Genomic DNA, 22,007 nt, shown 5'->3' with positions numbered 1-22,007 from the left:
ACCTCAGTCATCTCCCCAGGTGTCACACACCCTCAACGACACAACCCGCCGTTGGACACGCCCAACCCCGACGAACCTGACCAAGCCCTACTAGGTGCGACCCGAGGTCGGTTCTGTGGCGGCCGCGAGCTGCTTGTTGCTCGGTCCCGATCACGCCGCGCGGCTGGGGTGTGTGGCCGTGCTCTTGAACGAAGAGTCGGAGTCGAGATCATCTGACCTGGTGTCAGCAAAGTCAGCATTGAGTCAGCATTGGTCCGAGTAGACGTGGCCACAGGCGGTCAGACCTTGTGAAGCGGTGGCCGCGCGACAGGAGCCCTGTGCAGGTCGGATCGGCGCGCCGGCGGGGGTGCGGAGGTGGGGAGCGCGGCTGATTCTGCGGCCGGCTCCCCGTCCGGCAAATCGCAGGTCAGCGCGTGCGGCCGCGGGGCTTCAGGGGGGTGGTGGGGAGCTCGGGGGCAGGCAGGCGGTCGCCTGGGTAGCCGTGGACCTCACCGAAGCGGTCGCCGTTCATCCAGTCCGAACGGGCTTGGATGATATCGTCGTTCGACCGGCCGATGAAGTTCCACCACATGATGATCCGTTCCTCGAAGGGCGTGCCGCCGAGGAGGACGAGGCGGGCGGGGGTGTCGGTGGTGTTGGTGGCGGTGAGGGTGGTCGGGCCGGGGGCGAGGTAGCCGAGGTCTCCGCGCTGGAGGGTGGTGTCGGCGAGGCGGACCTCGCCGCGGTCGACCAGGACACCGTGTTCGAAGGCGGGGTCGACGGCCAGGGTGACGGTGGCGTGCGGGTCGAGGGTGAGTTCGGCGCCGAGGAGCGGGGTGAAGGTCGGCACGGGGGAGGTGCGGCCGGCCAGGGTGCCGAGGAAGACGCGGGCCTCGCCGCCGTCCAGGGCGACCGGCTCGGGGGCGTGGTGGTGGAAGTCCCGTGCGGTGTGGCGGTGTTCGTCGGGCAGGACGACCCAGAGCTGGACGCCGTGCAACACCGTGGTCTCGGGGGTGGAGACCTCGGAGTGGCAGATGCCGTGGCCGGAGGTCATCAGATTGAGCTCACCGGGGCGGACGAAGGCGTGGACGCCGAGGCTGTCGCGGTGCTCGATCTCGCCGGTGAAGAGCCAGCTGACGGTCTGCAGGCCGGTGTGGGGGTGCGGTGCGACGTCCATGCCGCCGGTCAGGGCGACGTCGTCGGGGCCGTAGTGGTCGACGAAGCACCAGGCGCCGATGAGCCGCCTGGAGCCGTGGGGGAGGGTGCGGCGGACGGTCATCGCGCGCGGACCGCCGAGCGGGACGTCCCGGGCGGACAGGACCTCGACGTACGGGACCTGCGACCCCTGCGACGTCTGCGGCTCGTGCTGCGGCTCGTGCTGCGGCTGGTGCCGCGGCTCGTGCGACTCGTGGGGTCGAGCGGTGGGGTGAGGCTCGGTCTCGGCGGTGCTCACGGCTGTGGTCCCTCCCGGGGCGGATGGCGGTTCCAGTTAGTTCCAGATTCAACTATTATGGCATGGCAGTGTGCCGAACGGCAGTGAGCCGATGGTGTCCGTGGGAGTCGAGGAGTCCAGGTGAGTGATGTGACGGTGGTCGCGGCGGAGCGACGGGTGTTCATCGACAAGCAGAGCCCCAAGGCCTACAGGGCGCTGTTGGCGGCCGCGGAGGCGGCTCGGGAGGCCGCGGCGGAGGCCGGGCTGGACCGGCGGCTCGTGGAGCTGGTCAACCTGCGGGTCTCGCAGATCAACGGCTGCGCCTACTGCCTGAACGTGCACACCCGGGCCGCGCTGCGCGAGGGGGAGAGCACCCAGCGGCTGGGCGTGCTCCCGGCCTGGCGGGACACCGAGCTGTTCACCGCCCGGGAGCGGGCGGCGCTGGCCCTGGCGGAGGCGACCACCGACCCGTCGGACGCCGCCGCGCAGCAGGACGCCTACGCACTCGCGCGGGAGGCGCTGACCGAGGAGGAGATCTCGGCGGCGATCTGGGTGGCGATCGCGATCAACGCCTTCAACCGGGTGTCGATCATGAGCAAGCACCCGGTCCGCCCGACTCCGGCGGTGTAGGCCTTTGTGGGGTGGCCGGTCGGCGCCCCCGCTCGGCGTAGTGCCTACGTTGGTCGGAGTACGACCGGTTCGTTCCGCTGGAGGATGGCGGAGTATCAGGCCTGCGGCAACGCTGTGGTCCAGAGGAGGGCGCGGGCCCGCCGTGGACGAGGGGGTCGCATGGTGCGTCGTACGGTGGCCGCGACGGGCGACCGGGCACGGCTACGCCCAGGGAGACCGTGGCGCAGCTCGTCGCGCAGGGAGGCTTTCTGGAGGAGGCCTTCTGCGGTACCCGCCAGGGCGGGGGTGATACCCGGCCGAAGCTCGGCTGAGTCCGCCCCGCCCGGGGGCCAGGGGCAGGACGGCTCGCTGGCGCGTGCCGACCGCGGGGCGACGGAGGGGGAGAATGTCGGGCGTGACAGACATGACGCTCAACCTCTGGCGCCAGCCGCTCGGTCCGATGGCCGCCGAGGTGCTCACCTCGGTGTGGGACCGCAACGAGCTGACCGTGCTCATCCTCGCCGATGGCGCGCTCTCCGAACTCCCGCCCGGCATCAGCAGGTTGTCGAGGCTGCGCACCCTCGACCTCGGTCACAACCTGCTCACCGAGGTGCCCGCCGATCTCACCGGTCTCACCTGGCTCAGGGACTTCCTGTACCTGCACGACAACCAGTTGACCGGCCTGCCGGACTCGATCGGGCGGCTCACCGAGCTGCGCTACCTCAACGTCGGCGAGAACCGGCTCAACGAACTCCCCTTCTCGATCGGGAAGATGGCAGGGCTGGTCGAACTGCGCGCCCAGCACAACCGGCTCACCGCGCTGCCGGAGTCGATCGGCGCGCTCGGGGAGTTGCGTGAACTCTGGCTGCGCGGCAACCGGTTGACCGGCCTGCCGGCCTCCTTCGGTCTGCTGTCCGAACTGCGCGAGCTGGAGCTGCGCGAGAACGTCATCGCCGAGTTCCCTGCCGTCCTCGCCCGGCTACCGCGACTGCGCCGGATCGACCTGCGCAGCAACGAGATCGCCGAACTCCCCGACTGGCTGGCCGACCCGGCCGTGCTGCCCGCGCTGGAGAAGCTCGACCTGCGGTGGAACGACGTCCGGGTGCCGGAGCGGGTGGGGGAGGCGCTCGCTGAGCGCGGCTGCGTCGTCCTGCGGTGAGGCGGCCTGCTCCGAGGCGGCCCGCCCGGGCCGGTTTGCTGCGATCCTGCTCATGAAGATCAACACGCGCGCCGAAGACCTGCTACCGTGGAACGCATGAAGCGCGCTGCACTCGTGACGACGACGCCGGAACACGTCCCGGCGCGCTGACTGCTGACCAAGTCCGAAGCCCCGGGGCGAGTGCCCCGGGGCTTCGTCGTTCCCGGCTCCACTCGCCCCGCATCCGAGTGGAGGCCCCCTCGTGAGCGACCAGTTCAAGAACGACCAGCTCAAGAACGACCAGCTCAAGAACGACCAGCTCAAGAACGACCAGCTCAAGAACGACCACCGCAGGCTCGGCCGCGAGCTGGACCTGTTCGACACCGACCCGCTGATGGGCTCCGGGCTGCCGTACTGGCTGCCCGACGGCGCCGCGATCCGCCACACCCTGGAGGAGTTCATCCGCGGCCGCGAGCGCCGGGCCGGCTACCGCCACGTCTACTCGCCGGTGCTCGGCAAGCGCGAGCTGTACGAGATCTCCGGCCACTGGGACCACTACCGCGACGACATGTTCCCGCCCATGGAGCTCGGCTCGGAGGAGATGGTGCTGCGCCCGAGCCTGTGCCCGCACCATGCGCTGATCTTCCGTTCCCGCTCCCACAGTTACCGGGAACTTCCGTTGCGAATGGCCGAGTTGGGCGGAATGTACCGGTCCGAGCTGTCCGGTGTGCTCGGCGGGCTGACCAGGGTCCGGGCGATCCAGCTGAACGACGCGCACGTCTTCTGCACCCCTGAGCAGGCCGCCGACGAGGCCGTCGCGGCCCTGGAGCTGATCCGCGAGGCGCACCGCGCGCTCGGCGTGGTGCCGGTCCGCTACCGGCTCTCGCTGCCCGGCGAGGGCGGCAAATACGTCGCCGATCCCGGGCTCTGGCGGCGGGCCACCGCGCTGCTGACCGACGTGCTGGAGCGCTCCGGGGTGCCGTTCGAGGCGGCGGAGGGCGAGGCCGCGTTCTACGGTCCCAAGATCGACGTGCAGATCGCCGACGGCGCCGGCCGCGAATTCACCCTCTCCACCGTCCAGATCGACTTCCACCAGCCCGAGCGCTTCAACCTGCACTACATCGGCCCGGACGGTGCCAAACGCCGACCGGTGATGGTGCACCGCAGCGTGATCGGCAGCGTCGAGCGGGTGGTCGCCCACCTGATCGAGCTGTACGGCGGGGCGTTCCCGGCCTGGCTGGCGCCCGCCCAGGTGGTGCTCCTGCCGATCTCCGACGCCGAGCTGCCGCAGGCCGAGCGGCTGCGGCAGCGCTGCCTGGAGCTCGGCCTGCGGGCCGAGGTGGCCGGCCCCGGGCACGGCAGCCTCGGCGCCCGGATCCGGGAGGCCCGGCTGGTGCCCTACCAGGCGGTGATCGGCGCCAAGGAGGCCGTGGACGACCGGGTCGCGCTGCGGCTGCGGGACGGTCGCCGGCTGGAGGCGATGCCCGCCGAGGAGGCCTGGTCGCGGATCGGCGCGCTGGTCGCGGACTGCAGCGCCGAGCTGTGGCGGGACGAGCCCGCCCGGTGAACCGGGGGCATGCGTACGACTAGTGCGGTGTCCGGTGTGTCGGCGGGGCCGGGGCGGCGGCCGCCCGTCGAATGGGCGCGGCGGCCGAGTCCACGGCCGCCGCTGTCCCCATGGTTCCCGAGGTATCCGTGCGCAGACCGCGCAGGTTCGTCGTCCCCGTCCTCACCGCCTGTCTCGCGCTCGCCGGGGCGGTGGCGGCACTCCGGCGAGCCCGGCCGGGCTCCGGCCGCTGCCCGTACCGGAGGTCCAGTACTGCGCCGCCGTCCTCGGCCACCTGCCCGGTGCCGACGGCGTCTCGCCGGTGCTCGGACGGGCCTGCGCGCCGGGCTCCGCTGCCGACGCGCTCGCCCGGGCCGACCACCGCCCCCGCACGCCGGGGCGGCCTGCCGACCGGACGCTACTGCTGGAGGAGTACAACGACACCGACTATGGCGGCGGCGTCGTCTACTCCTTCTACGGGGACGCCGGTGGCTGCGACTCCACCGGCTACCACCTGGTCAACTACTTCGAGGTGGCGCTGAACGTCTCCTCGATGAAGGGCTACCACAACTGCAACACCGTCCACCTCTGGTCGACGCTGGGCAAGGAGGGGACGCTGGGCCTGCCGGCCTCCTATCTGGGGCCGGACTTCAACGACGCGGTCCGCGACCTGCAGGTCTTCCACAGCTGAGCACCGCCGGGTTCGTCAGGCCGCCGGGGAGGGGCCGGCGTCCGGCCCGGCGTTCGGCCCGGCGTTCGGCGGTCCCGTGCGCGGTCAGTAGGACTGCAGCTCGATCAAGTACCCCTCGGGGTCGCGCAGATGGGCGCTGCGCAGGCTGGGTCCCCACTCCGGGCGGTCGGTCGCCGGGGCGACGAGGGCTCCGCCGTGCCGGAGACAGAGGGGGAGCGCCTTGTCCACGTCATCGACCCGGAGGACCAGCATCGCGGCGTCCTGAGTGGCGGTGGCGGGGTGGGCGGGCAACTCGTCGGTGCCCAGGGCGGCGGCCATCGCGGCGCGGTCGTAGAGCGCCAGGACGGCCTGCTCGTCGACGTCCCAGTTGGCGTACGGGCCCTCCGGGGCGCCCTTGGCCAGGTTGGCTCCGGTGAGCGGGGGCAGCACCGCGCGGTAGAAGTCGAAGCACTCGGCGAAGCGGGTGACGAGCAGGCGCGGGTAGAGGGCGTCCACGGTCGAACTCCTGGGTTCTCGAAATAGTGGGTCATGACCCACTATAGGGAGAGGCCCTAGAATCGCGCCATGGCCACCGATACCCCCGCCCCTTCCGACGGGCTGCCACCCACCCTGCTGGAACTCAGCACCTTCCTGCTCGCCCGGATCGGCCGGACCGCGCGCGCCCGGCTCGGCGATCAGCTGGCCGAACGGGGCCTGCGGCTCTGGGACATGGCGGTGCTCGCGGCGCTCGCCGACTTCGGGCCGCAGGCGCAGCGTGACCTGGTGCTGCGGCTGGGCATCGACCCGAGCGACCTCGCGAAGGTCGCCGAGCAGCTGGGCGCGGCCGGGTACGTCGAGCGCAGCCGGGACCCCGCGGACCGGCGGCGGGTCCTGGTCTCCGTCACCGCGGCCGGGCGGGCGCTGCTGGCCGAACTGGAGGCGTGGGCCCGGGCGGTACAGGACGAGGTGCTGGCGCCGCTGGACGAGGGGGAGCGGCGGGTGCTGCAGGGGCTGCTGCGGCGGGTGAACGAGGGGACGGCGTTGCGGCGGGGGCCGGTGTGAGCTCAGGCGGTCGGCGGCGCGGGGCGGCGGGCGCCCGCGAACTCGCCCGCCCAGCGCGGGAGGTCGAGCGCCTTCTCCACCCGGGCGACCAGCGTGCCGGTGCGCTCGGCGTGGATCATCGCGCCGTCGCCCGCGTAGATGCCGACGTGGTGCAGCGGGGCGTCGGGGCGGGAGAAGAACAGGAGGTCGCCGGGGGCGAGGGCGTCGCGTTCGACAGGCGCGCTGCGGTTGAACTGGGCGACGGTGTAGTGGCCGAGTTCGACGGTCCCGTGGCTGGCGAGGTACCAGCAGTAGAGGGACAGGCCGCTGCAGTCGAAGCCGACCGTGCTCTCGCCCAGGCACACGCCGTTGAGGTAGCCGTTGTCCTGGTCGCAGAAGCCGAGACCCGGCCCCAGCCGGTCGCCGCCGCCCCAGGCGTACGGGACGCCGATCTGCGCGGCGGCGACGGCGGCGACCCGCCGGCCCAGCGCCGCGGCGGACTCGGACGGGGCCGCGGCGTGGGCGGGTTGGGCCGCCGGGACGAGGGCCGGGACGAGGCCCGCGCCGAGCGCGAGGCCGAGCATGCGGCGGCGTCCGACTCCGGAGGCCTGGTCGTGGCCGGTCGGCTTGGGCTCCATCGGTCGGCTCCCGGGGGCTGTTGGCGGCGTCGGCCGCGTTGCTGGTCGCCCTGTGAGCGCGGGCGGGAACCAGGATCGCGGTCCGGCGGCGCGGTCCGCCATCACCCGCACAGGTGAATCGTGGGCACACGGGCCCTGGCGGGGCCGGGAGTTCACCGTAAATCGGTTTGACGCTCGTTCGCGAGGGGCCAACGATGAGCGCGGACGTTCGATCACAACCCTCGGAGGGACTGATGAGCAGCGCGGTCAAGCTGGTCCGCAGCACCCGTCTGACCCCGGCCGTCGACTACGCCTACGCGGCGGTCGTCGACGTCCCGGCCCGCTCGCTCTGGCTCGCCGGGGCCTGCCCGTTGGACGAGGACGGGCGTACGGTCGCCGTCGGCGACTACGAGGGCCAGGCGCACCAGGTGATGCGCAATCTGATAACCGTGCTGGAGGAGGCGGGCGCGGGGGTCACGGACATCGCCCGGACCACCGTGTACGTGGCCTCCAGCGACCAGGCAGACCTGGTGAAGGTGTGGAACGTGTACCGGGAGTACCTGGGGGAGCACGACGCCCCCAGCACGCTGCTCGGCGTCGCCGTGCTCGGCTACCGCGACCAGCTGGTGGAGGTGGAGGCGGTGGCCGTGCTTCCCTGACGGCGGTGGCGGGCCCCGGCGTTCGGACCGGAGCCGTGCGGGCGGATGCGCTTCGGACGGATGCAGTGCGGACGGATGCAGTGCGGACGGATGCAGTGCGGGCGGATGCCGGTCAGGAGGATGCGCCGGCCAGCAGGGCGTCGAGCTTCCGGTAGCCCTCGACCACGCCGTGCTCCATGCCGCTGGCCAGGATCGCGTCCCGGGCCGCCAGGCTGTCGACCACCGACAGCACGGTGACGCGGGTGCGGCCCTCGCCGACGGGTTCGAAGACGGCGGTGTCGAGCGAGACGCCGTCCGGCACGCCCTCGAAGGTGAAGGTCTGGACGAGCCGGGTGGCCGGCCGCACTTCGTGGAAGGAGCCGTAGAAGGCGGCGACCTCCTGGCCGTCGCGGTGCATGGAGTAGCGGTAGTGGCCGCCGGTGCGGCCGTCCCAGTCGTCGATCTTCATGTCGAGGTCGTCGGGTCCGAGCCACTGGGCGACCAGCTGGGGCTCGATCCAGGCCCGGAACACCCGCTCCTGCGGGGCGTCGAACTCGCGGGCGATCCGGATGGTGGGCAGTGTCGGGTCCGCTTCGATCCGGGTCTCGTGGGCGGGGGCGGCGGTCATGACGGGGCTCCTTCGGCGGTGTCGGGGTCGGGTCGGTCGGGGTGTGGCCGGGTACCGGCATCCGCCGGACCGGTCGGCTCCGGGGCCGAACGAGGGCCCGGGGCCCGGGGCGCGTCTGCGCCCGGGGAGGAGTCGCCGTCGCCCATGGCCGCGAGCACGGCGTCCAGGCGGCCGAAGCGTGCTTCGGCCTGGCGGCGGTAGCGCTCGATCCAGCTCGTCATCAAGTCGAACACCTGCGGTTCCAGGTGGCAGGGCCGCCGTTGGGCGTCCCGGCTGCGACTGACCAGGCCGGCCTCCTCCAGCACCTTGAGGTGCTTGGAGACCGCCTGCATGGATATCGCGTACGACTCCGCCAGTTCGCCGACGGTCGCGTCCCGGACGGAGAGCCGGGCGACGATGTCGCGCCGGGTCGGATCGGCCAGGGCGACGAACGCCCGGGAGAGCTGGTCGACGGCCACAGCACACACCCCTGTTCATCCTCAACCTTTTGGTTGAGAACAACGGTACTCCGGTCTTGCCGCGTACTCAACCGTTTGGTTGTGGAAGCCGTGGAATTCGGTTTCGGGTGCACGGCGGCTGCTGACGGAAACCGAACGTTCGGTTTCTGACCGGCGGTGCCCGGCGCGAGGAGCGGTCGCCGACGGATCATCCACGAGGCCCGGATTCCGGCACGCCCGAACAGGAGCTGACGGGCCGTCTGGGCGGCCGGAAGGAGCGGGTGGGGCCGGGACTCAGTCGAGTTGATGGTCCGGCATCGTCCTGTCGCCCGTAAATGGCCGGTAGCTAAGGTACGGGGTGTTGGTTTTGTTCGCCGGAGCTCAGGGCGGGGTGGTCGCGGTGGTACGGCAAGAACGGGCGCTCCGGACGCGTCGGCTGATCCTGGAGGCCGCGGCGTCGGTCTTCGACGAGTTCGGGTACGAGGGCGCCACCATCGGGGAGGTGGTCTCCCGGGCGGGTGTGACGCGCGGTGCCGTGTACTTCCACTTCGCCTCGAAGCGCGATCTCGCGCAAGGTGTCGTCGAGGAGCAGTTCGTCCAGGACGGTGTGCCGGAACGCAGCTGCAAAATGCAGGAGTTCGTGGACACCGGGATGGTTGTCGCGCACCTGATGCCGCGTGACCCGCTGCTCAGCGCGGGTGCCCGGCTTTCCCTCGGCCAGGACGCGTTCGACGACTTCGGCGGCGGGGCGATCCCCGGCTGGATCAGCCGGATGGAGGCACTGCTGGTCGCCGCCGGCGAGCGCGGCGAGCTGCTGCCGCACGTCGTCCCGGCTGACACCGCGTGGCTGATCACCGCTGCCTGGACGGGTGTTCAGATTCAGTCGCAGAAGCTCTGCGGCCGGGCCGACCTGGAGCTGCGGGTGTCCGGTCTGTTCCAGCACCTGATGCCCAGCGTGGCGGTGCCGGGCGTGCTCGGCTCGCTGCGGATGGGGCCGGACCGAGGTGCCCAGGTGGTCGCCGAGGTCGCGGCGGCCCGGGTTGTGGACGAGGTGGGCGTGGGCTGACCGGTCCGGCCGGAGTGGCTGGTCCGTGGCCGGAAGTGCCCCTGGTCGGCGACGGGTTGAACGGCCTGCGGCCTCCTGTTCGCGGGGGCTGGTGAGGGCTGGGCGAGGGTGCGCGCCACGGTGCGGGCGAATGGGCGGCGGCGGGGCGCCCACGGAGTCCGACGCACGCCGCCTTTTGAAACAAACAGCACGGTCAGTTTCGTATGCCACGTCCTGCTTTTGACTGGAGACGGTTGACCCAGGGGTATCGACCCGGGCGTCGCCCGCGGCGGAGGGGCTGCGGCGGCCCGTGGATGGCGGCCGGGGTCTCCTTGCGCGGCGCGAGGCGCAGGAGCCGGGCACCCCGTGGGAGTGGCTGCCGCCCTGTCTCGTCCCGCCCGGCTCCTCGCCCGGCCCGGTGCGGCGGCTACCGCGCCGGGCCGACGGCGCCGCGGCCGGCCTGACCACTCCGGCCCCTGGCAGCGGCGCCCGGCCACCGGCGGCGGACAGGTCGAATGTCAGTGCTGCTCGCCATGATGGCGGTATGAAGGACGCAGCCACCACGGCCACCCCCGCCGCCCTCGCCTCCCCGGAGGCCTACGCCGACGCCGTCGCCACCGCCGTACGGGCCGCCGCGGCGTACTACGCCGACGGCTCCACCCCGCTGGGGGACGACGAGTACGACGCCCTGGTCCGGGCGGTCGAGGCCTACGAGCGCGAGCACCCCGAGCAGGTGCTGCCGGAGTCGCCCACCGGCAAGGTGGCCGGCGGCGCGGCCGTCGGCGACGTCCCGCACAGCACGCCGATGCTCTCGCTGGACAACGTCTTCTCCGCCGAGGAACTGGAGTCCTGGGCCGCCGGGCTGGAGCGCAGGCTCGGACGGCCGGTCGCCGCCTGGTGCGTCGAACCCAAGCTGGACGGCCTCGCCGTCGCCGCCCGCTACCGGCAGGGCCGCCTGCACCAGGTGCTCACCCGGGGCGACGGCCTGGCCGGGGAGGACATCACCCACGCGGCCGACGCCGTGCTCGGCCTGCCCACCAGGCTCGCCGAGCCGCTCGACGTCGAACTGCGCGGCGAGGTGCTGCTCACCCACGAACAGTTCGACCAGGCCAACGCCGTGCGCACCGCCCACGGTGCCACCCCCTTCGCCCACCCGCGCAGCGGCGCCGCCGGCACCCTGCGCGCCAAGGACCGCCCGTACCGGGTCGAGCTGACCTTCTTCGGCTACGACGCCCACGGCCTGCCCGGCCTCGGCCACGCCGAACTGCTCACCCGCCTCGCCGAGCTCGGCGCCAACACCGCCGCCAGTACCCAGGCCGCGCCGCTGCGCTGCGCCACCCTGGCCGAGGCCGAGCAGCGGATCGAGGAGATCGCCGCCCTGCGCGCCGCGCTGCCGTTCGGGATCGACGGCGTCGTGGTCAAGGCGGACGCGGTCGCCGACCAGGAGGCGGCGGGCTCCGGCTCCCGGGCACCGCGCTGGGCGGTGGCCCGCAAGCTCCAGGCCCAGCACAAGGTCACCCGGCTGCTCGGCGTGGAGTGGAACGTCGGCCGCACCGGCATCATCGCGCCCCGAGCGGTGCTCGACCCGGTGGTGATCGACGGCGTCACCGTCACCTATGCGACCCTGCACAACCCCGCCGACATCGAGCGCCGAGGGCTGATGATCGGCGACCAGGTCTTCGTCTACCGCGCCGGCGACGTCATCCCGCGGGTGGAGGCGCCACTGGTCGACGAGCGCACCGGCGCCGAGCAGCCGATCGCCTTCCCCGAGGTCTGTCCGCGCTGCGGCGACGCCATCGACCGCGCCGAGCAGCGCTGGCGCTGCGTGCGCGGCCGGGGCTGCCAGGCCGTCGCCTCGGTGATCTACGCGGCCGGGCGCGACCAACTCGACATCGAGGGCCTCGGCGGCACCCGGGCCGTCCAACTGGTCGAGTCCGGACTGGTCGCCGACCTCGCCGACCTGTTCACCCTGAGCAAGGAGCAGCTGCTCACCCTGGAGCGGATGGGCGACACCAGCGCCGACAAGCTGCTCGCCGCCATCGAGACGGCCCGTACCCGCCCGCTGAACCGGGTCTTCTGCGCGCTCGGCATCCGGGGCACCGGGCGGACGATGTCCCGCCGGATCGCCGCCCAGTTCGGCAGCATGGCCGCGATCAGGGCCGCCGACGCCGTGGCACTGGCGGGCGTGAACGGCATCGGGGGCGAGAAGGCGGCCGTGATCGTCGCCGAACTCGCGGAGGTGGCGGGCCTGTTGGACCGCCTGGTGGAACAGGGCGTGGGGACGCAGGTGTCCGAGCCGGTCGTCGCGCCGGCAGCCGCCGGCGCTGCTGCGGCCGCCACGGGAGAAGGCTTCCTGGGCGAGGGTGGCACGGGCCAGGGCGTCCTGGACGAGGGCGCGGCGAGCGGCGGCGCGGCGGCCGGTCCGCTGGCGGGGCGGAGCGTCGTGGTCACCGGCAGCATGACCGGCGCCCTGGCCGAACTCTCCCGCAACGAGATGAACGAACTGATCGAGCGCGCGGGCGGCAAGGCCTCCTCCTCGGTGTCCAAGCGCACCAGCCTGCTGGTCGCGGGCGAGAAGGCGGGCTCCAAGCGGGCCAAGGCGGAGGAACTCGGGGTGCCGATCAGCACCCCGGGCGAGTTCGCCGTCCTGGTGGCCGACTTCCTCGGCTGAGCCGCCCGCCGAGCCCACGACCGGAGCGCCCGGCCGGGAGCCCCGGTCGGGCCCCGGCCAGGGAGCGCGGGGGTTGATCGCGGGCCGGGCGGGTGCGGTAGGGTGACCGACGCTGAACACGACCGCGAGCCAGGGAGGTGAGACCCATTACCGGTATGTCCGAGCGGGTGCTCCCGGAGCGCGGCCGTGCGGGCGCACCGCGCGCGTAGCGCGGGCGCGCCGACGCGGCGTCGGCCCTGGTGGGAGCCCTGACGGAGTCCTCCGTTCTCCTCCCGTCCTCCCCAAGGGGTCCCCTTGCCCGTCTTCGCCTCCGCCGCTCTCCGATCCTCGGTCGTCTCCCAACTGCGCTCCGCCGGTTGTGTGTTCGCCGAGGACGAGGCGCGCATCCTGCTCACCGCCGCCGCCACGACCGCCGGACTCGCCGGCATGGTCCGCGCCCGCGCCCAGGGCCGACCGCTCGAACACGTCGTCGGGTGGGCCGAGTTCGCCGGTCTGCGGATCGCCGTGGACCCGGGCGTGTTCGTCCCGCGCCGGCGCAGTGAGTTCCTGGCCGCCGAGGCCGCCCGACTCGCCGGATCCGGCGCGGTGGTGGTCGACCTGTGCTGCGGCAGCGGCGCACTCGGCGCCGCCGTCGCGGCCACCGCCGGTCACCCCGTCGAGCTGTACGCCGCCGACCTGGATCCGGCGGCCGTCCGCTGCGCCCGCCGCAATCTGGCCGGGACGGGCGCCCGGGTCTTCGAGGGCGACCTGTTCGCCGCCCTGCCCGACGCGCTGCGCGGCGGGGTGGAGGTGCTGATCGCCAACGTCCCGTACGTGCCGACCGGTGACATCGAACTGCTGCCGCCCGAGGCCCGGTTGCACGAGGCGCGGCCCGCGCTGGACGGCGGGCCGGACGGGTTGGACGTGCTGCGCCGGGTGGCCGCGGCGGCACCGCAGTGGCTGGCGGCCGATGGAGCGCTGCTGTTCGAGACCAGTGAGCGGCAGGCGGACGGCGCGCTGGCGGTGGCGCGGGCGGCCGGTCTGGCGGCGGCGGTGAGCCGCGAGGAGGAGTTGGACGCCACGGTGGTCACGGCGACCCTGGGCTGACCGGCGGGAATCCCGCAGGCGGCTCACCCTCCGCCCCGGCCACCGGACCCCCGTGCCGGTGGCCGGGCGAGCGGCCGGACGAGTGGTCAGATCCTGGCGCCGTACACGTGGTCGACGGGGATGGTGAGCAGCACCCGGCGGTCGGCGACCATCGTCTCCCGGTACTCCGCCCAGTCGGGGTGCTCCCCGGCGGCCCGGCGGTAGTAGTCCACCAGCGCCTCGACCTCGGGCCCGTGCGGGTCGGTGCCCGGGCCGGTGAGGGTGGCGACGCCCTCGGCGGTGGCCCAGGACCGACCGTCCGGCCCGGTCACCTCCAGACTGACCCGCGGGTCCCGGCGCAGGTTGGCGGTCTTCGCCAGCCCCTCCCGGGTGGAGATCAGGATGACGTTCGCCTCGCGGTCGTAGAAGGGCAGGATCGGGGAGAGCTGCGGCCGTCCGTCCGCCTTGATGGTGGCGAGGATGCCGAGGCGGCTCTGTGCGAGCAGGGCGTGGGGGTCGTGAGCAGTGGCGGTCATGCGGGCCATCATCGGGTCTCACACCGGTGTGAAGGTCAAGGCCCGGCGGGTGTGTCGCACGCACTGGCCCCGAAGGGCGGGGATCCGGGCGAATCGCCGGTGGCGTGCGCCGCTCGGATCTGGGCTCCGGGAGCGACGGCTCGTGACGGCCCGTCACCGCGCGCTGCCGAACCGGGGGAGCACCGCACGTGAGTGCTGCGGGTGCCCCCGCCACCGCCCCGGGCCGCCGCTCCCCGTCACCGCTCCCCGTCACCGCTCCCCGTCACCGCTCCCCGTCACCGCTCCCCGTCACCGCCCGTCGCCCGCCGTGCGGTCAGGCGGTCCCGAGCTTGCGGACGGCCCCGGCGAGCGCCTCGGCCGTCCGCCGCACATCCGCCTCCGTGGTGCGCCAGTTGCTGAACGCGGCGCGCAGGGCGGGTCGGCCGGCGTAGCGGGTGGGGGTGAGGAAGGCCTCCTCGGAGACCCCGGCGGCGAGGGCGGCGAGGCGTTCGGGGGTCGGCTCCTCGGAGAGGGTGAAGCAGACGACGTTGAGGCGGACCGGGGCGAGCAGTCGCAGGCCCTCGATCGCGCCGATCGCCTCGCCGAGCGCGCGGGCGCCGGTGGTGCAGCGCTCCACGATCTCGCGCTGGCCGGCCCGGCCGTAGGCGCGCAGGGTGAACCAGGCGGCCAGGGCGCGCAGCCGGTGCGAGTTCTCCGGGGTGAGGTGCACGAGGTCGGGGTGCTCGCCGATCGGGCCGAGGTAGGCGGCGGCGTTCTGGAAGACCCGGGCCTGGAGGTCGCGCCGGCGGGTGAACTGCACGGCGCTGTCGTAGGGCACGTTGAGCCACTTGTGCAGGTCCACGCAGACCGAGTCGGCCTGGTCCAGCCCGGAGACCAGCTGCGCGTGCTCCGGGGAGAGGGCCGCGAAGGCGCCGAAGGCCGCATCGACGTGCAGCCAGAAGCCGTACCGCTCGCGGAGCGCGACGATCGCGCGCAGGTCGTCGAAGTCGACGGTGTTCACGGTGCCCGCGTTGGCGACGACGATGCACGGACCGTCGCTCTCGGCGAGCGCCCGCTCCAGCGCGGCCACGTCCACGGCCTCCCGGCCGGGCAGGGCGGGGACGGCGGTCAGCGCGGTGCGGCCGAGGCCCAGTACGGACAGCGCCTTGGACACACTGGAGTGCGCACGGCCCGACAGCACCCGCACCCGCCCCAGCGCGGCCACCCCGTCCTCGGCCACGTCCACACCGAGCCGCTCGCCCAGCCACTCCCGGGCGATCGCCAGGCCCACGGTGTTGGACATGGTGGCGCCGCTGACGAAGGTGCCGCTGTGCGCGGGGGAGAGCCCGAAGAGCTCGCGCAGCCAGCCGACCGTCTCCCGCTCCAGGTGCTGACCGGCCGGGTCCAGCGAGGAGTTGGAGTTCTGGTCGGCGGCGGCGGTGAGCCAGTCGCCCACCAGCGCGGCCGGGGTGGCCCCGCCCGTCACGAAGCCGAAGTAGCGCGGCCCTGCACTGGCCGACAGCCGCGGCTCCCAGCGCTCGCCGAACTCGGCCAGGGCCGCCCGCAGGCCCCCGCCGTCCTCGTGCAGCGGCCCCGCCGGCGTCGGCCGGTCGGCCTGCGGCGGGATCACCGGCCGCTCGTCGAGTCCGGCGAGGAAACTGACCGCCCGCTGCCGGGCCTCCTCCAGGAGGTCGGGCAGCTGGTCGAGGTCGGCGGCGAGGTCGGGGTGCATGCTGCTTCTCCGTTGATCGGTTGTCAGGCCGAGGGTAGTGACGCACGGGGGCCGTGTCGCGGGCCAATCCGCGGCCGGTGGCCTGGGAGCGCACCCGGGGCGGCCCCGCTCGCGGGTGGTAGCCGTGCGTGAGGATTCCTCGGCCGCGGTTGGGGCACGCGCGATGCGACCGAAGGAACCGGTACGAGGCGAGGAGACAACGGTGAACGACATCCCGCAGGGAGGCGCCGGAGGTGTGCCGCTGCACCACGGCTCCGACGAGGACGGCCGCGACGATCCCCGGGCTCCGGGGGCGAACGGCCGGGACGACGACGGACCGGGCGGGGCCGGTGCGTCCGGACAGGCCCCCGAGGACCCGGTCGAGGACCAGGGGGACGCGACCACCGCGCAACCCGGCCGGGCGCGCAGGCTCGGGCCCGACGAGTCGGAGGAATCGGGGGAGCCGGAAGAAGCGTGATCCGGTCACGGATGCGCCCGCGATGCCTGACGGCCGTGGTCGGGACCCCCGGCCCCGGCCGTCGGGCGCCCGCCCGGTGCCGCGTCCGGTGTGGTCCGGTGCGCGTCCGGTCCGCGACGGAAGAGTTTGGCCCGTGCCCGCGGCGGTAGACGCGTGCCCGGGCGGCTTGAACACCGGACCGCACCGGCCGCTCCGTGCCGAGAACCGTCCCGTCGACTTCGGGAGGACCCTGTGATCGTGCCCCGTGTCCTGGCCCGGCCGTCCGCAGTTTCGGCGGCGGAACGAGACGGGCCGGTGCGTCGTGACGGCTACGCCCGGCTGAGCGCCGCCGATCTCGGTGTCGACACCGAGGCGCTGGCGGCGGATTTCGAGGGCCTCGCGGACGCCTACCGTGATCTGCCCCCGGACCCGTACGCGCGGCGGACCAACCGGTTCCGCCGCTACTCCCACGCCGTCCACCTGCCCTGGACCGGGGAGCTGTCCTTCATCCCGGGCGCTCCCGACGACGAGTTCGGCACCGCCACCGAGTACTGGCAGGACGAGCACAACCCCGAGTACCCGCGCGTGCGCCGCCGGCTGCCCGACATCCCGCCCGCCCTGCACGGCAACCGCCTGCTGGACGCCCTGATCCGGGCCGACCTCGACCACGCCCTGTGGCTGGAGGACCTGCACCGCGTCCCCGTCTACGTGGGTGTCCACCTGATCGCGCTCGGGGTGCGGGACCGCGAGCAGGTCGCGGTGTCCTCGCCGAACTGCCTGCACCAGGACGGCGGTTCACCGGCGACGTTCACCTTCGCCCACCTCGTCGGGCGGCGCAACGTCGAGGGCGGAGAGAACGTCATCGCCACTCCGGAGAGCGCCGGTCGGCAACCTGACGACCTGCCCCCCGGGGCCGTCCACGACCGGTTCTTCCTGACCGAGCCCCTGGACGGCTACGGCGTGCACGACCGGCGGGTCAGCCACTACGTCGGCCCGGTCCGTCTCGGCGACCAGGAGGGCGACGGCCGGCGCGAGATCCTCATCGTCGGCATCGCCCCGTACGAACCCGGACTGTAGCCGGGGCGAGGAACACCGCGGCGGGGCCGACGGCCTCGACGGGCGCTCCGCCGCGCCCGTGACGGGCCCGCTGTCGGGGCGTGGCCGTACGGCGGTTCGGTTCGGCTTCCTCCCCGAGGCGGTGGCGCACCTGTAGCTGGGTGCGCCACCGCCCTACGAGCAGAGGCGGTCAGCGCCTGCGCCGGGGCAGTTCGGCCTGCCGGACCGGCCGGCAGGCCAGGGCGTGAACGGCGCCGAGGCAGGACAGGCCGCCGCAGGCGAGGTAGACCGGGGCGGCGCCCCAGGCGCCGATGGCGGCGCCGACCAGGGGGTAGCTGAGCGGGGCGATGCCGACCATGGTGAGCATCACGACGGAGGTCACCCGGCCGAGGTAGGCGGGGTCGGCGGTGGTCTGGACGAGCGCGCCGTCCAGGCTGCCGAAGACGCCCGCACTCAGGCCGACGAACGCGGCGAGCACGGCGGCCCACCACAGGGCGGGGACCACGCCCATGGCGGCCACGCCGAGGCTGCCGAGCAGCAAGGTGGTGGCCATGGTGAGGCCCGCCCGGGGCAGCCGGCCGGCGACGGCGAGCAGCGTGGCGCTGGCGGCGGCGCCAGAGCCGAAGCAGGCGACGATCAGGCCGAGGCCGGACGGGCCCCAGCCGCGTTCGGCGTTGAGGAGCACCATGCCGACGTTGAGGGTGCCGATGAGACCGAGTTCGCAGACGGCGCCGACCAGGACCAGCGGTCCGAGCAGGCGGTGGTGCCGGATGTAGCGCAGGCCGTCGAACAGTTCGGCGCGGGCGGTGCCGGAGCCGCCGGGCGCGGTCCCGTCGCCGTGCGTGGCCAGCGGCCGGATCCGCACGGACAGCAGCAGCGGCAGCGACAGGGCGAACAACCCGCCCGCGACGGTGAAGGCGACGGCCGGACCGCCGAGGCCCATGGCCAGGCCGCCGATCGGCGGGCCGGCGATCTGGCCGAGGCGCATCGCGAGCGAGCGCAGACCGGTGACGCGGGCCAACTGGTCGGCGCCGGTGATCCGGGGTGGCAGGGAGCCGACGGCCGGGACGAACAGGGCGTCGACCGCGCCGAAGACCAGGGCGACCGCGACGAGCAGCCACAGGGCGGGCGGGGTCAGGGCGACGGCGGCGGCGACGGAGAGGATGAGCAGGCAGCGCAGGGCGTCGCTGCCGAGGATCACCCGTCGCGGGTCGAGGCGGTCGGCGACCACCCCACCGCCGAGCATCAGCGCTGCCCTGGGCAGCGCACCGGCGGCCATCACCAGGCCGACCTCGGTGGGGCCGACGGCCTTCTGGGCGGACCAGCCGAGGGCGAGGAAGTAGACGGTGTCGCCGACCAGCGAGGCGGTGTAGGCGGCGAGCCAGCGCAGGACGTTGGCATCGCGGTGCGCGGGCAGGGCGGGACGTACGGACGGCGGTGTCACCGACGTGGTCATGGCGGTGGGCTCCTGTGGACCGGCGGATGCGTCAGGGGCGGAACGGGAAGCCGTACAGGTGGACGGACACGTGCTCGCGGTTCTCGCTGTCGCCGGCCACCTTGGCGGCTTTGCCGCGCTCCCGCCAGCGGCGGCCCAGGGCCTGCAACTCGTCGTTCATTTCGGCGAGTTCGGCGGCAGTGAGGTCCAGCAGCCACTCGGAGGTGAAGGCCGCATCCGTCCACTCCCGGCCCCAGGCGGCGCCCTGGTCCAGATAGGTGCGGACCTGGGCGACGCGGCTGTCGAGCAGGCCGCGGGTGACGGCGCCGACCGCGGCCGCGCCCTCGGGCGTGCCGACGAGGTCCGACTCGCGGAAGCCCCAGCCCTGATCCGAGGCGACCTGCCACCACCGTTCCCGCCCGTCGGTGCTCCGGCCGGTCGCCTCGACGACGAAGTCGAGCTCGGCCAGCTTGCGCAGGTGGTAGCTGACCAGGGACGGCGCCTGGTCGACCTGTTCGGCGAGCTGGGAGGCGGTGGCGGTGCCGGCCGCGTAGAGCAGGCGGTAGAGCTGCATCCGCAGCGGGTTGGTGAACGCCTTGAGGCGGGAGAGATCGGTGATCAGCTCCGGCTCGGGGGTTTCGGGCATGCCTTCACGGTAGATATGAAAGAAAAGTTGCGCAACAGAAACTGCGCAATAAAAACTTCGGATTTGGGCCGTCGGACGCCGTTGCCGTGGGTGCCGGTGCTCCGCCCGGGTGCCGCCGGTCGCGGGAACACACCGGGCGGCGGGGGCGGGATCCGGGCGAACCGTTTGCCCGGAGCGGGCCGGGGTTACCCGAGGAAGGCAGCCCCGACAGCGAGGAGTCCATCGCATGCAAGAGCCCGGCCCGCTGAAGAAGATCGCCGACAAGGTCGTGGACGCCGTCCAGAACGCCGCCTCCGGGGAGCGTCCGGAGGTCCCCGGAGCGCCCGGCGCGGCCACGCCGAGCGTTGCGGAGCCCGTCGAGCCGAACGGTCCACTGCCTCCCAAACCCGACCAGGCCGCGCCCCGGCCGGTCACCGCGACCGGCCGTGACACGGGCGCCGGAGCGACGGTCCGCTCCCAGGACGGCCGGTTCCTGACCAACGCGCAGGGCGCCCGACTGCCCGACGGCGACCACTCCCTCAAGGCCGGCCCCCGCGGCCCGGTGCTGCTGCAGGACCACCACCTGCGCGAGAAGATCACCCACTTCGACCACGAGCGCATCCCCGAGCGCGTCGTCCACGCCCGGGGCGCGGCCGCCCACGGCGTCTTCCGCGGGTACGGGACGGCCGGAGCCGTCTGCAAGGCCGCGTTCCTCGCCGAGGACGTCGAGACGCCGGTGTTCGTGCGCTTCTCCACGGTGCTCGGCTCGCGCGGCTCGGCGGACACCGTCCGTGACACCCGCGGCTTCGCGACGAAGTTCTACACCTCCGAGGGCGTGTTCGACCTGGTCGGGAACAACATCCCGGTGTTCTTCATCCAGGACGCGATCAAGTTCCCCGATGTCGTCCACGCGGCCAAGCCCCACCCGGACCGGGAGATCCCGCAGGCCCAGTCCGCGCACGACACCTTCTGGGACTTCGTCACCCTCCACACCGAAGCCACCCACCACACCCTGTGGAACATGTCCGACCGGGGCATCCCGCGCTCCTTCCGCACCATGGAGGGCTTCGGCATCCACACCTTCCGCCTGGTCAACGCGGAGGGCGCGAGCACCCTCGTCAAGTGGCACTGGAAGCCCAAGCTCGGCGTGCACTCCATGGTCTGGGAGGAGGCCCAGCTTGTCGCTGGGGCGGACCCGGACTTCCACCGCCGGGACCTCGCGGACGCGATCGAGGCAGGGGCCTTCCCCCAGTGGGAGCTCGGCATCCAGACCTTCCCCGACACCCCCGAGCAGACCTTCGAGGGCATCGACCTCCTCGACCCGACGAAGATCGTGCCGGAGGAGCTCGCACCGGTGCGCCCGGTCGGGCTGCTCACCCTCAACGCCAATCCCACCAACTTCTTCGCCGAGACCGAGCAGGTCGCCTTCCACCCCGGGCACCTGGTGCCGGGGATCGACATCACCGACGACCCGCTCCTGTCGGGGCGGCTGTTCTCCTATCTCGACACCCAGATCACCCGGCTGGGCGGCCCGAACTTCGCCCAGATCCCGATCAACCGCACCCACGTCCCCGTCAACGACATGCTGCGCGACGGGTTCCACCAGCACGCCGTCCACTCCGGCGTAGCGCCCTACAAGCCGAACTCGCTCGACGGCGGCTGCCCGTTCTTCGCCGGGGCCGGAGAGCACGCCTTCATCGAGTACCCGACGCCGGTGGCCTCCGCCGCCAAGGTGCGCGAGGCGCCGGCCTCCTTCGCGGACCACTTCAGCCAGCCGCGCCTGTTCTGGGCGAGCATGAGCCCGGTGGAGCGCGAGCACATCATCGCCGCGTACACCTTCGAACTCGGCAAGTGCTACGAGCAGGCCGTCAAGGAGCGCGGCCTCCAGGTGCTGGCCAGGATCGACGCCGACCTGTGCGCCCAGGTGGCCGCCGGGCTCGGCCTGCCGGCGCCCGAGCCCACCGAGCCGCCCGGACAGGTGCGGCCCAGTCCCGCCCTCTCCCAGCTCGGCCGGACCTGGCCGGTGGACGGGCGGGTCGTGGGCCTCGTCGCGGGGAACGACCCCGGAGCGCTGGCCACCGTACGCCGGGCCGTGCTCTCGGCCGGCCTGGTCCCCCTGGTGATCGCCGGTGCCGGGGGCGAGCTCCGGACGGGCGGCGACGCCGAGCCCCTCGCCGTGCAACGGACGTTCGACACCGCGCGCTCGGTGGAGTTCGACGCGATCGTCCTGGTCGGCGCCCCGGGCCCGGCCCAGGGGGCGAACCCTGCCCGCGACGCCAAGGCGGGCACCCCGCAGCCGGACTCCTCCGGCATCGATCCCCGACTGGTGCTCATGCTCACCGAGGCCTACCGCCACTCCAAGCCCCTCGTCGCGGCGGCGGGCGGGCAGAGCGCGTTGCAGGCCGCGGGCATCGCCACCAACGCCCCCGGCGTCCTCGCGGGCCTCGGACCGGACGAGGTGGTGCCACCGCTCATCGATCTGCTCGCCGGCCACCGGGTGTGGCACCGGTTCCCGCCGTCCTCCGACCTCGCGGGGCAGAACGTCTAGGGCCGTCCTCCGGCGCCCTGGGCCCGCCGGCCACGGCGGCGGACTCCTCGGCCGACCGGCGCCCCGGTCCCGGCGGAGCAGACCCCCCCGCGCCCCCGGCGGCCGGGGCCCCCGGCGGGTAACCGGGGGCGGAAGGCCGCCGGG

At 73.5% G+C, this 22,007-nt stretch carries 21 protein-coding genes; 12 read left to right on the top strand and 9 right to left on the bottom strand.

Translation table 11 applies throughout. The features are described from left to right. Positions 1 to 406: 406 nt before the first annotated feature. Entirely contained in the window at positions 407 to 1,258 is an 852-nt protein-coding gene (locus ACFV1W_RS36385) for a pirin family protein (protein WP_380421559.1), read from the bottom strand. Positions 1,259 to 1,552: 294 nt separating this feature from the next. Between ACFV1W_RS36385 and ACFV1W_RS36380 the strand changes: the two genes are divergently transcribed. The 4 genes from ACFV1W_RS36380 (at position 1,553) to ACFV1W_RS36365 (ending at position 5,395) form a co-directional block, all read left to right on the top strand. After that, positions 1,553 to 2,041 carry a carboxymuconolactone decarboxylase family protein gene (locus ACFV1W_RS36380; protein WP_380421557.1) on the top strand — a complete coding sequence of 163 codons (489 nt, stop codon included), beginning with the start codon at positions 1,553 to 1,555 and terminating at the stop codon, positions 2,039 to 2,041. A 403-nt stretch (positions 2,042 to 2,444) separates the two neighbouring features. Next, a complete protein-coding gene (locus tag ACFV1W_RS36375; RefSeq protein WP_380421558.1) occupies positions 2,445 to 3,179 on the top strand; it encodes a leucine-rich repeat domain-containing protein in 735 nt (244 codons plus the stop codon). Positions 3,180 to 3,420: 241 nt separating this feature from the next. Beyond that, positions 3,421 to 4,725, top strand: a complete 1,305-nt coding sequence (gene thrS / locus ACFV1W_RS36370; RefSeq protein WP_380421556.1) for a threonine--tRNA ligase — start codon at positions 3,421 to 3,423, stop codon at positions 4,723 to 4,725. Positions 4,726 to 5,026: 301 nt separating this feature from the next. Beyond that, a complete protein-coding gene (locus ACFV1W_RS36365; protein ID WP_380421555.1) occupies positions 5,027 to 5,395 on the top strand; it encodes a hypothetical protein in 369 nt (122 codons plus the stop codon). Positions 5,396 to 5,479: 84 nt separating this feature from the next. On the opposite strand, the gene ACFV1W_RS36360 is transcribed toward ACFV1W_RS36365, so the two are convergent. Beyond that, positions 5,480 to 5,890: a VOC family protein gene (locus tag ACFV1W_RS36360; protein ID WP_380421554.1), complete on the bottom strand. Its 411-nt coding sequence runs from the start codon at positions 5,888 to 5,890 to the stop codon at positions 5,480 to 5,482. 69 nt (positions 5,891 to 5,959) lie between these two features. On the opposite strand from ACFV1W_RS36360, the gene ACFV1W_RS36355 reads away from it, so the two are divergent. Further along, on the top strand, positions 5,960 to 6,436 hold the full coding sequence (locus ACFV1W_RS36355; protein WP_380421553.1) for a MarR family winged helix-turn-helix transcriptional regulator: 477 nt from the start codon (positions 5,960 to 5,962) through the stop codon (positions 6,434 to 6,436). A gap of 2 nt (positions 6,437 to 6,438) precedes the next feature. Here the strand turns inward: ACFV1W_RS36355 and ACFV1W_RS36350 are convergent, their stop codons facing one another. Further along, positions 6,439 to 7,053, bottom strand: a complete 615-nt coding sequence (locus ACFV1W_RS36350) for a C40 family peptidase (protein ID WP_380421552.1) — start codon at positions 7,051 to 7,053, stop codon at positions 6,439 to 6,441. A 233-nt stretch (positions 7,054 to 7,286) separates the two neighbouring features. Here ACFV1W_RS36350 and ACFV1W_RS36345 point away from each other — a divergent pair, with 233 nt between their 5' ends. Continuing rightward, positions 7,287 to 7,691, top strand: coding sequence for a RidA family protein (locus ACFV1W_RS36345; protein ID WP_380421551.1), 405 nt, complete (start codon positions 7,287 to 7,289; stop codon positions 7,689 to 7,691). A gap of 112 nt (positions 7,692 to 7,803) precedes the next feature. On the opposite strand, the gene ACFV1W_RS36340 is transcribed toward ACFV1W_RS36345, so the two are convergent. Together ACFV1W_RS36340 and ACFV1W_RS36335 are read right to left on the bottom strand one after the other, a co-directional pair. Further along, on the bottom strand, positions 7,804 to 8,298 hold the full coding sequence (locus ACFV1W_RS36340; RefSeq protein WP_380421550.1) for an SRPBCC family protein: 495 nt from the start codon (positions 8,296 to 8,298) through the stop codon (positions 7,804 to 7,806). Then, on the bottom strand, positions 8,295 to 8,756 hold the full coding sequence (locus ACFV1W_RS36335; protein WP_380421549.1) for an ArsR/SmtB family transcription factor: 462 nt from the start codon (positions 8,754 to 8,756) through the stop codon (positions 8,295 to 8,297). Before ACFV1W_RS36335 ends, ACFV1W_RS36340 begins: the two co-directional genes overlap by 4 nt. A gap of 346 nt (positions 8,757 to 9,102) precedes the next feature. Here ACFV1W_RS36335 and ACFV1W_RS36330 point away from each other — a divergent pair, with 346 nt between their 5' ends. The 3 genes from ACFV1W_RS36330 (at position 9,103) to ACFV1W_RS36320 (ending at position 13,537) form a co-directional block, all read left to right on the top strand. Next, complete coding sequence (locus ACFV1W_RS36330) at positions 9,103 to 9,801, top strand: ScbR family autoregulator-binding transcription factor (RefSeq protein ID WP_380421548.1); 699 nt, start codon at positions 9,103 to 9,105, stop codon at positions 9,799 to 9,801. 523 nt (positions 9,802 to 10,324) lie between these two features. Continuing rightward, a complete protein-coding gene (gene ligA, locus ACFV1W_RS36325; RefSeq protein ID WP_380421547.1) occupies positions 10,325 to 12,451 on the top strand; it encodes an NAD-dependent DNA ligase LigA in 2,127 nt (708 codons plus the stop codon). 294 nt (positions 12,452 to 12,745) lie between these two features. Further along, positions 12,746 to 13,537 (top strand): putative protein N(5)-glutamine methyltransferase, encoded by a 792-nt coding sequence (locus ACFV1W_RS36320; RefSeq protein ID WP_380421546.1) that lies wholly within the window; start codon positions 12,746 to 12,748, stop codon positions 13,535 to 13,537. A gap of 86 nt (positions 13,538 to 13,623) precedes the next feature. On the opposite strand, the gene ACFV1W_RS36315 is transcribed toward ACFV1W_RS36320, so the two are convergent. Continuing rightward, the gene (locus ACFV1W_RS36315; protein WP_380421545.1) at positions 13,624 to 14,052 is read right to left on the bottom strand and encodes a PPOX class F420-dependent oxidoreductase; all 429 of its coding nucleotides are present in this window, start codon (positions 14,050 to 14,052) and stop codon (positions 13,624 to 13,626) included. Positions 14,053 to 14,365: 313 nt separating this feature from the next. Then, the gene (locus ACFV1W_RS36310) at positions 14,366 to 15,763 is read right to left on the bottom strand and encodes a pyridoxal phosphate-dependent decarboxylase family protein (protein WP_380421544.1); all 1,398 of its coding nucleotides are present in this window, start codon (positions 15,761 to 15,763) and stop codon (positions 14,366 to 14,368) included. A 202-nt stretch (positions 15,764 to 15,965) separates the two neighbouring features. On the opposite strand from ACFV1W_RS36310, the gene ACFV1W_RS36305 reads away from it, so the two are divergent. Both ACFV1W_RS36305 and ACFV1W_RS36300 read left to right on the top strand, forming a co-directional pair. Next, positions 15,966 to 16,220 (top strand): hypothetical protein, encoded by a 255-nt coding sequence (locus tag ACFV1W_RS36305; protein ID WP_380421543.1) that lies wholly within the window; start codon positions 15,966 to 15,968, stop codon positions 16,218 to 16,220. Positions 16,221 to 16,451: 231 nt separating this feature from the next. Then, positions 16,452 to 17,276, top strand: coding sequence for a 2OG-Fe dioxygenase family protein (locus ACFV1W_RS36300; RefSeq protein ID WP_380421542.1), 825 nt, complete (start codon positions 16,452 to 16,454; stop codon positions 17,274 to 17,276). Between the two features lie 169 nt (positions 17,277 to 17,445). Here the strand turns inward: ACFV1W_RS36300 and ACFV1W_RS36295 are convergent, their stop codons facing one another. Both ACFV1W_RS36295 and ACFV1W_RS36290 read right to left on the bottom strand, forming a co-directional pair. After that, entirely contained in the window at positions 17,446 to 18,711 is a 1,266-nt protein-coding gene (locus ACFV1W_RS36295; protein WP_380421541.1) for an MFS transporter, read from the bottom strand. 31 nt (positions 18,712 to 18,742) lie between these two features. Then, positions 18,743 to 19,336 (bottom strand): ArsR/SmtB family transcription factor, encoded by a 594-nt coding sequence (locus tag ACFV1W_RS36290; protein WP_380421540.1) that lies wholly within the window; start codon positions 19,334 to 19,336, stop codon positions 18,743 to 18,745. Between the two features lie 226 nt (positions 19,337 to 19,562). On the opposite strand from ACFV1W_RS36290, the gene ACFV1W_RS36285 reads away from it, so the two are divergent. Then, the gene (locus tag ACFV1W_RS36285; RefSeq protein WP_380421539.1) at positions 19,563 to 21,863 is read left to right on the top strand and encodes a catalase; all 2,301 of its coding nucleotides are present in this window, start codon (positions 19,563 to 19,565) and stop codon (positions 21,861 to 21,863) included. The last annotated feature ends 144 nt before the right edge of the window (positions 21,864 to 22,007 follow it).

Origin of the sequence: Kitasatospora sp. NPDC059648 (assembly GCF_042734825.1) — a bacterium.
Taxonomy (GTDB): domain Bacteria; phylum Actinomycetota; class Actinomycetes; order Streptomycetales; family Streptomycetaceae; genus Kitasatospora.
The sequence above is the reverse complement of the archived record's forward strand: the minus strand, read 5'-3'. Positions and strand labels throughout refer to the sequence as shown.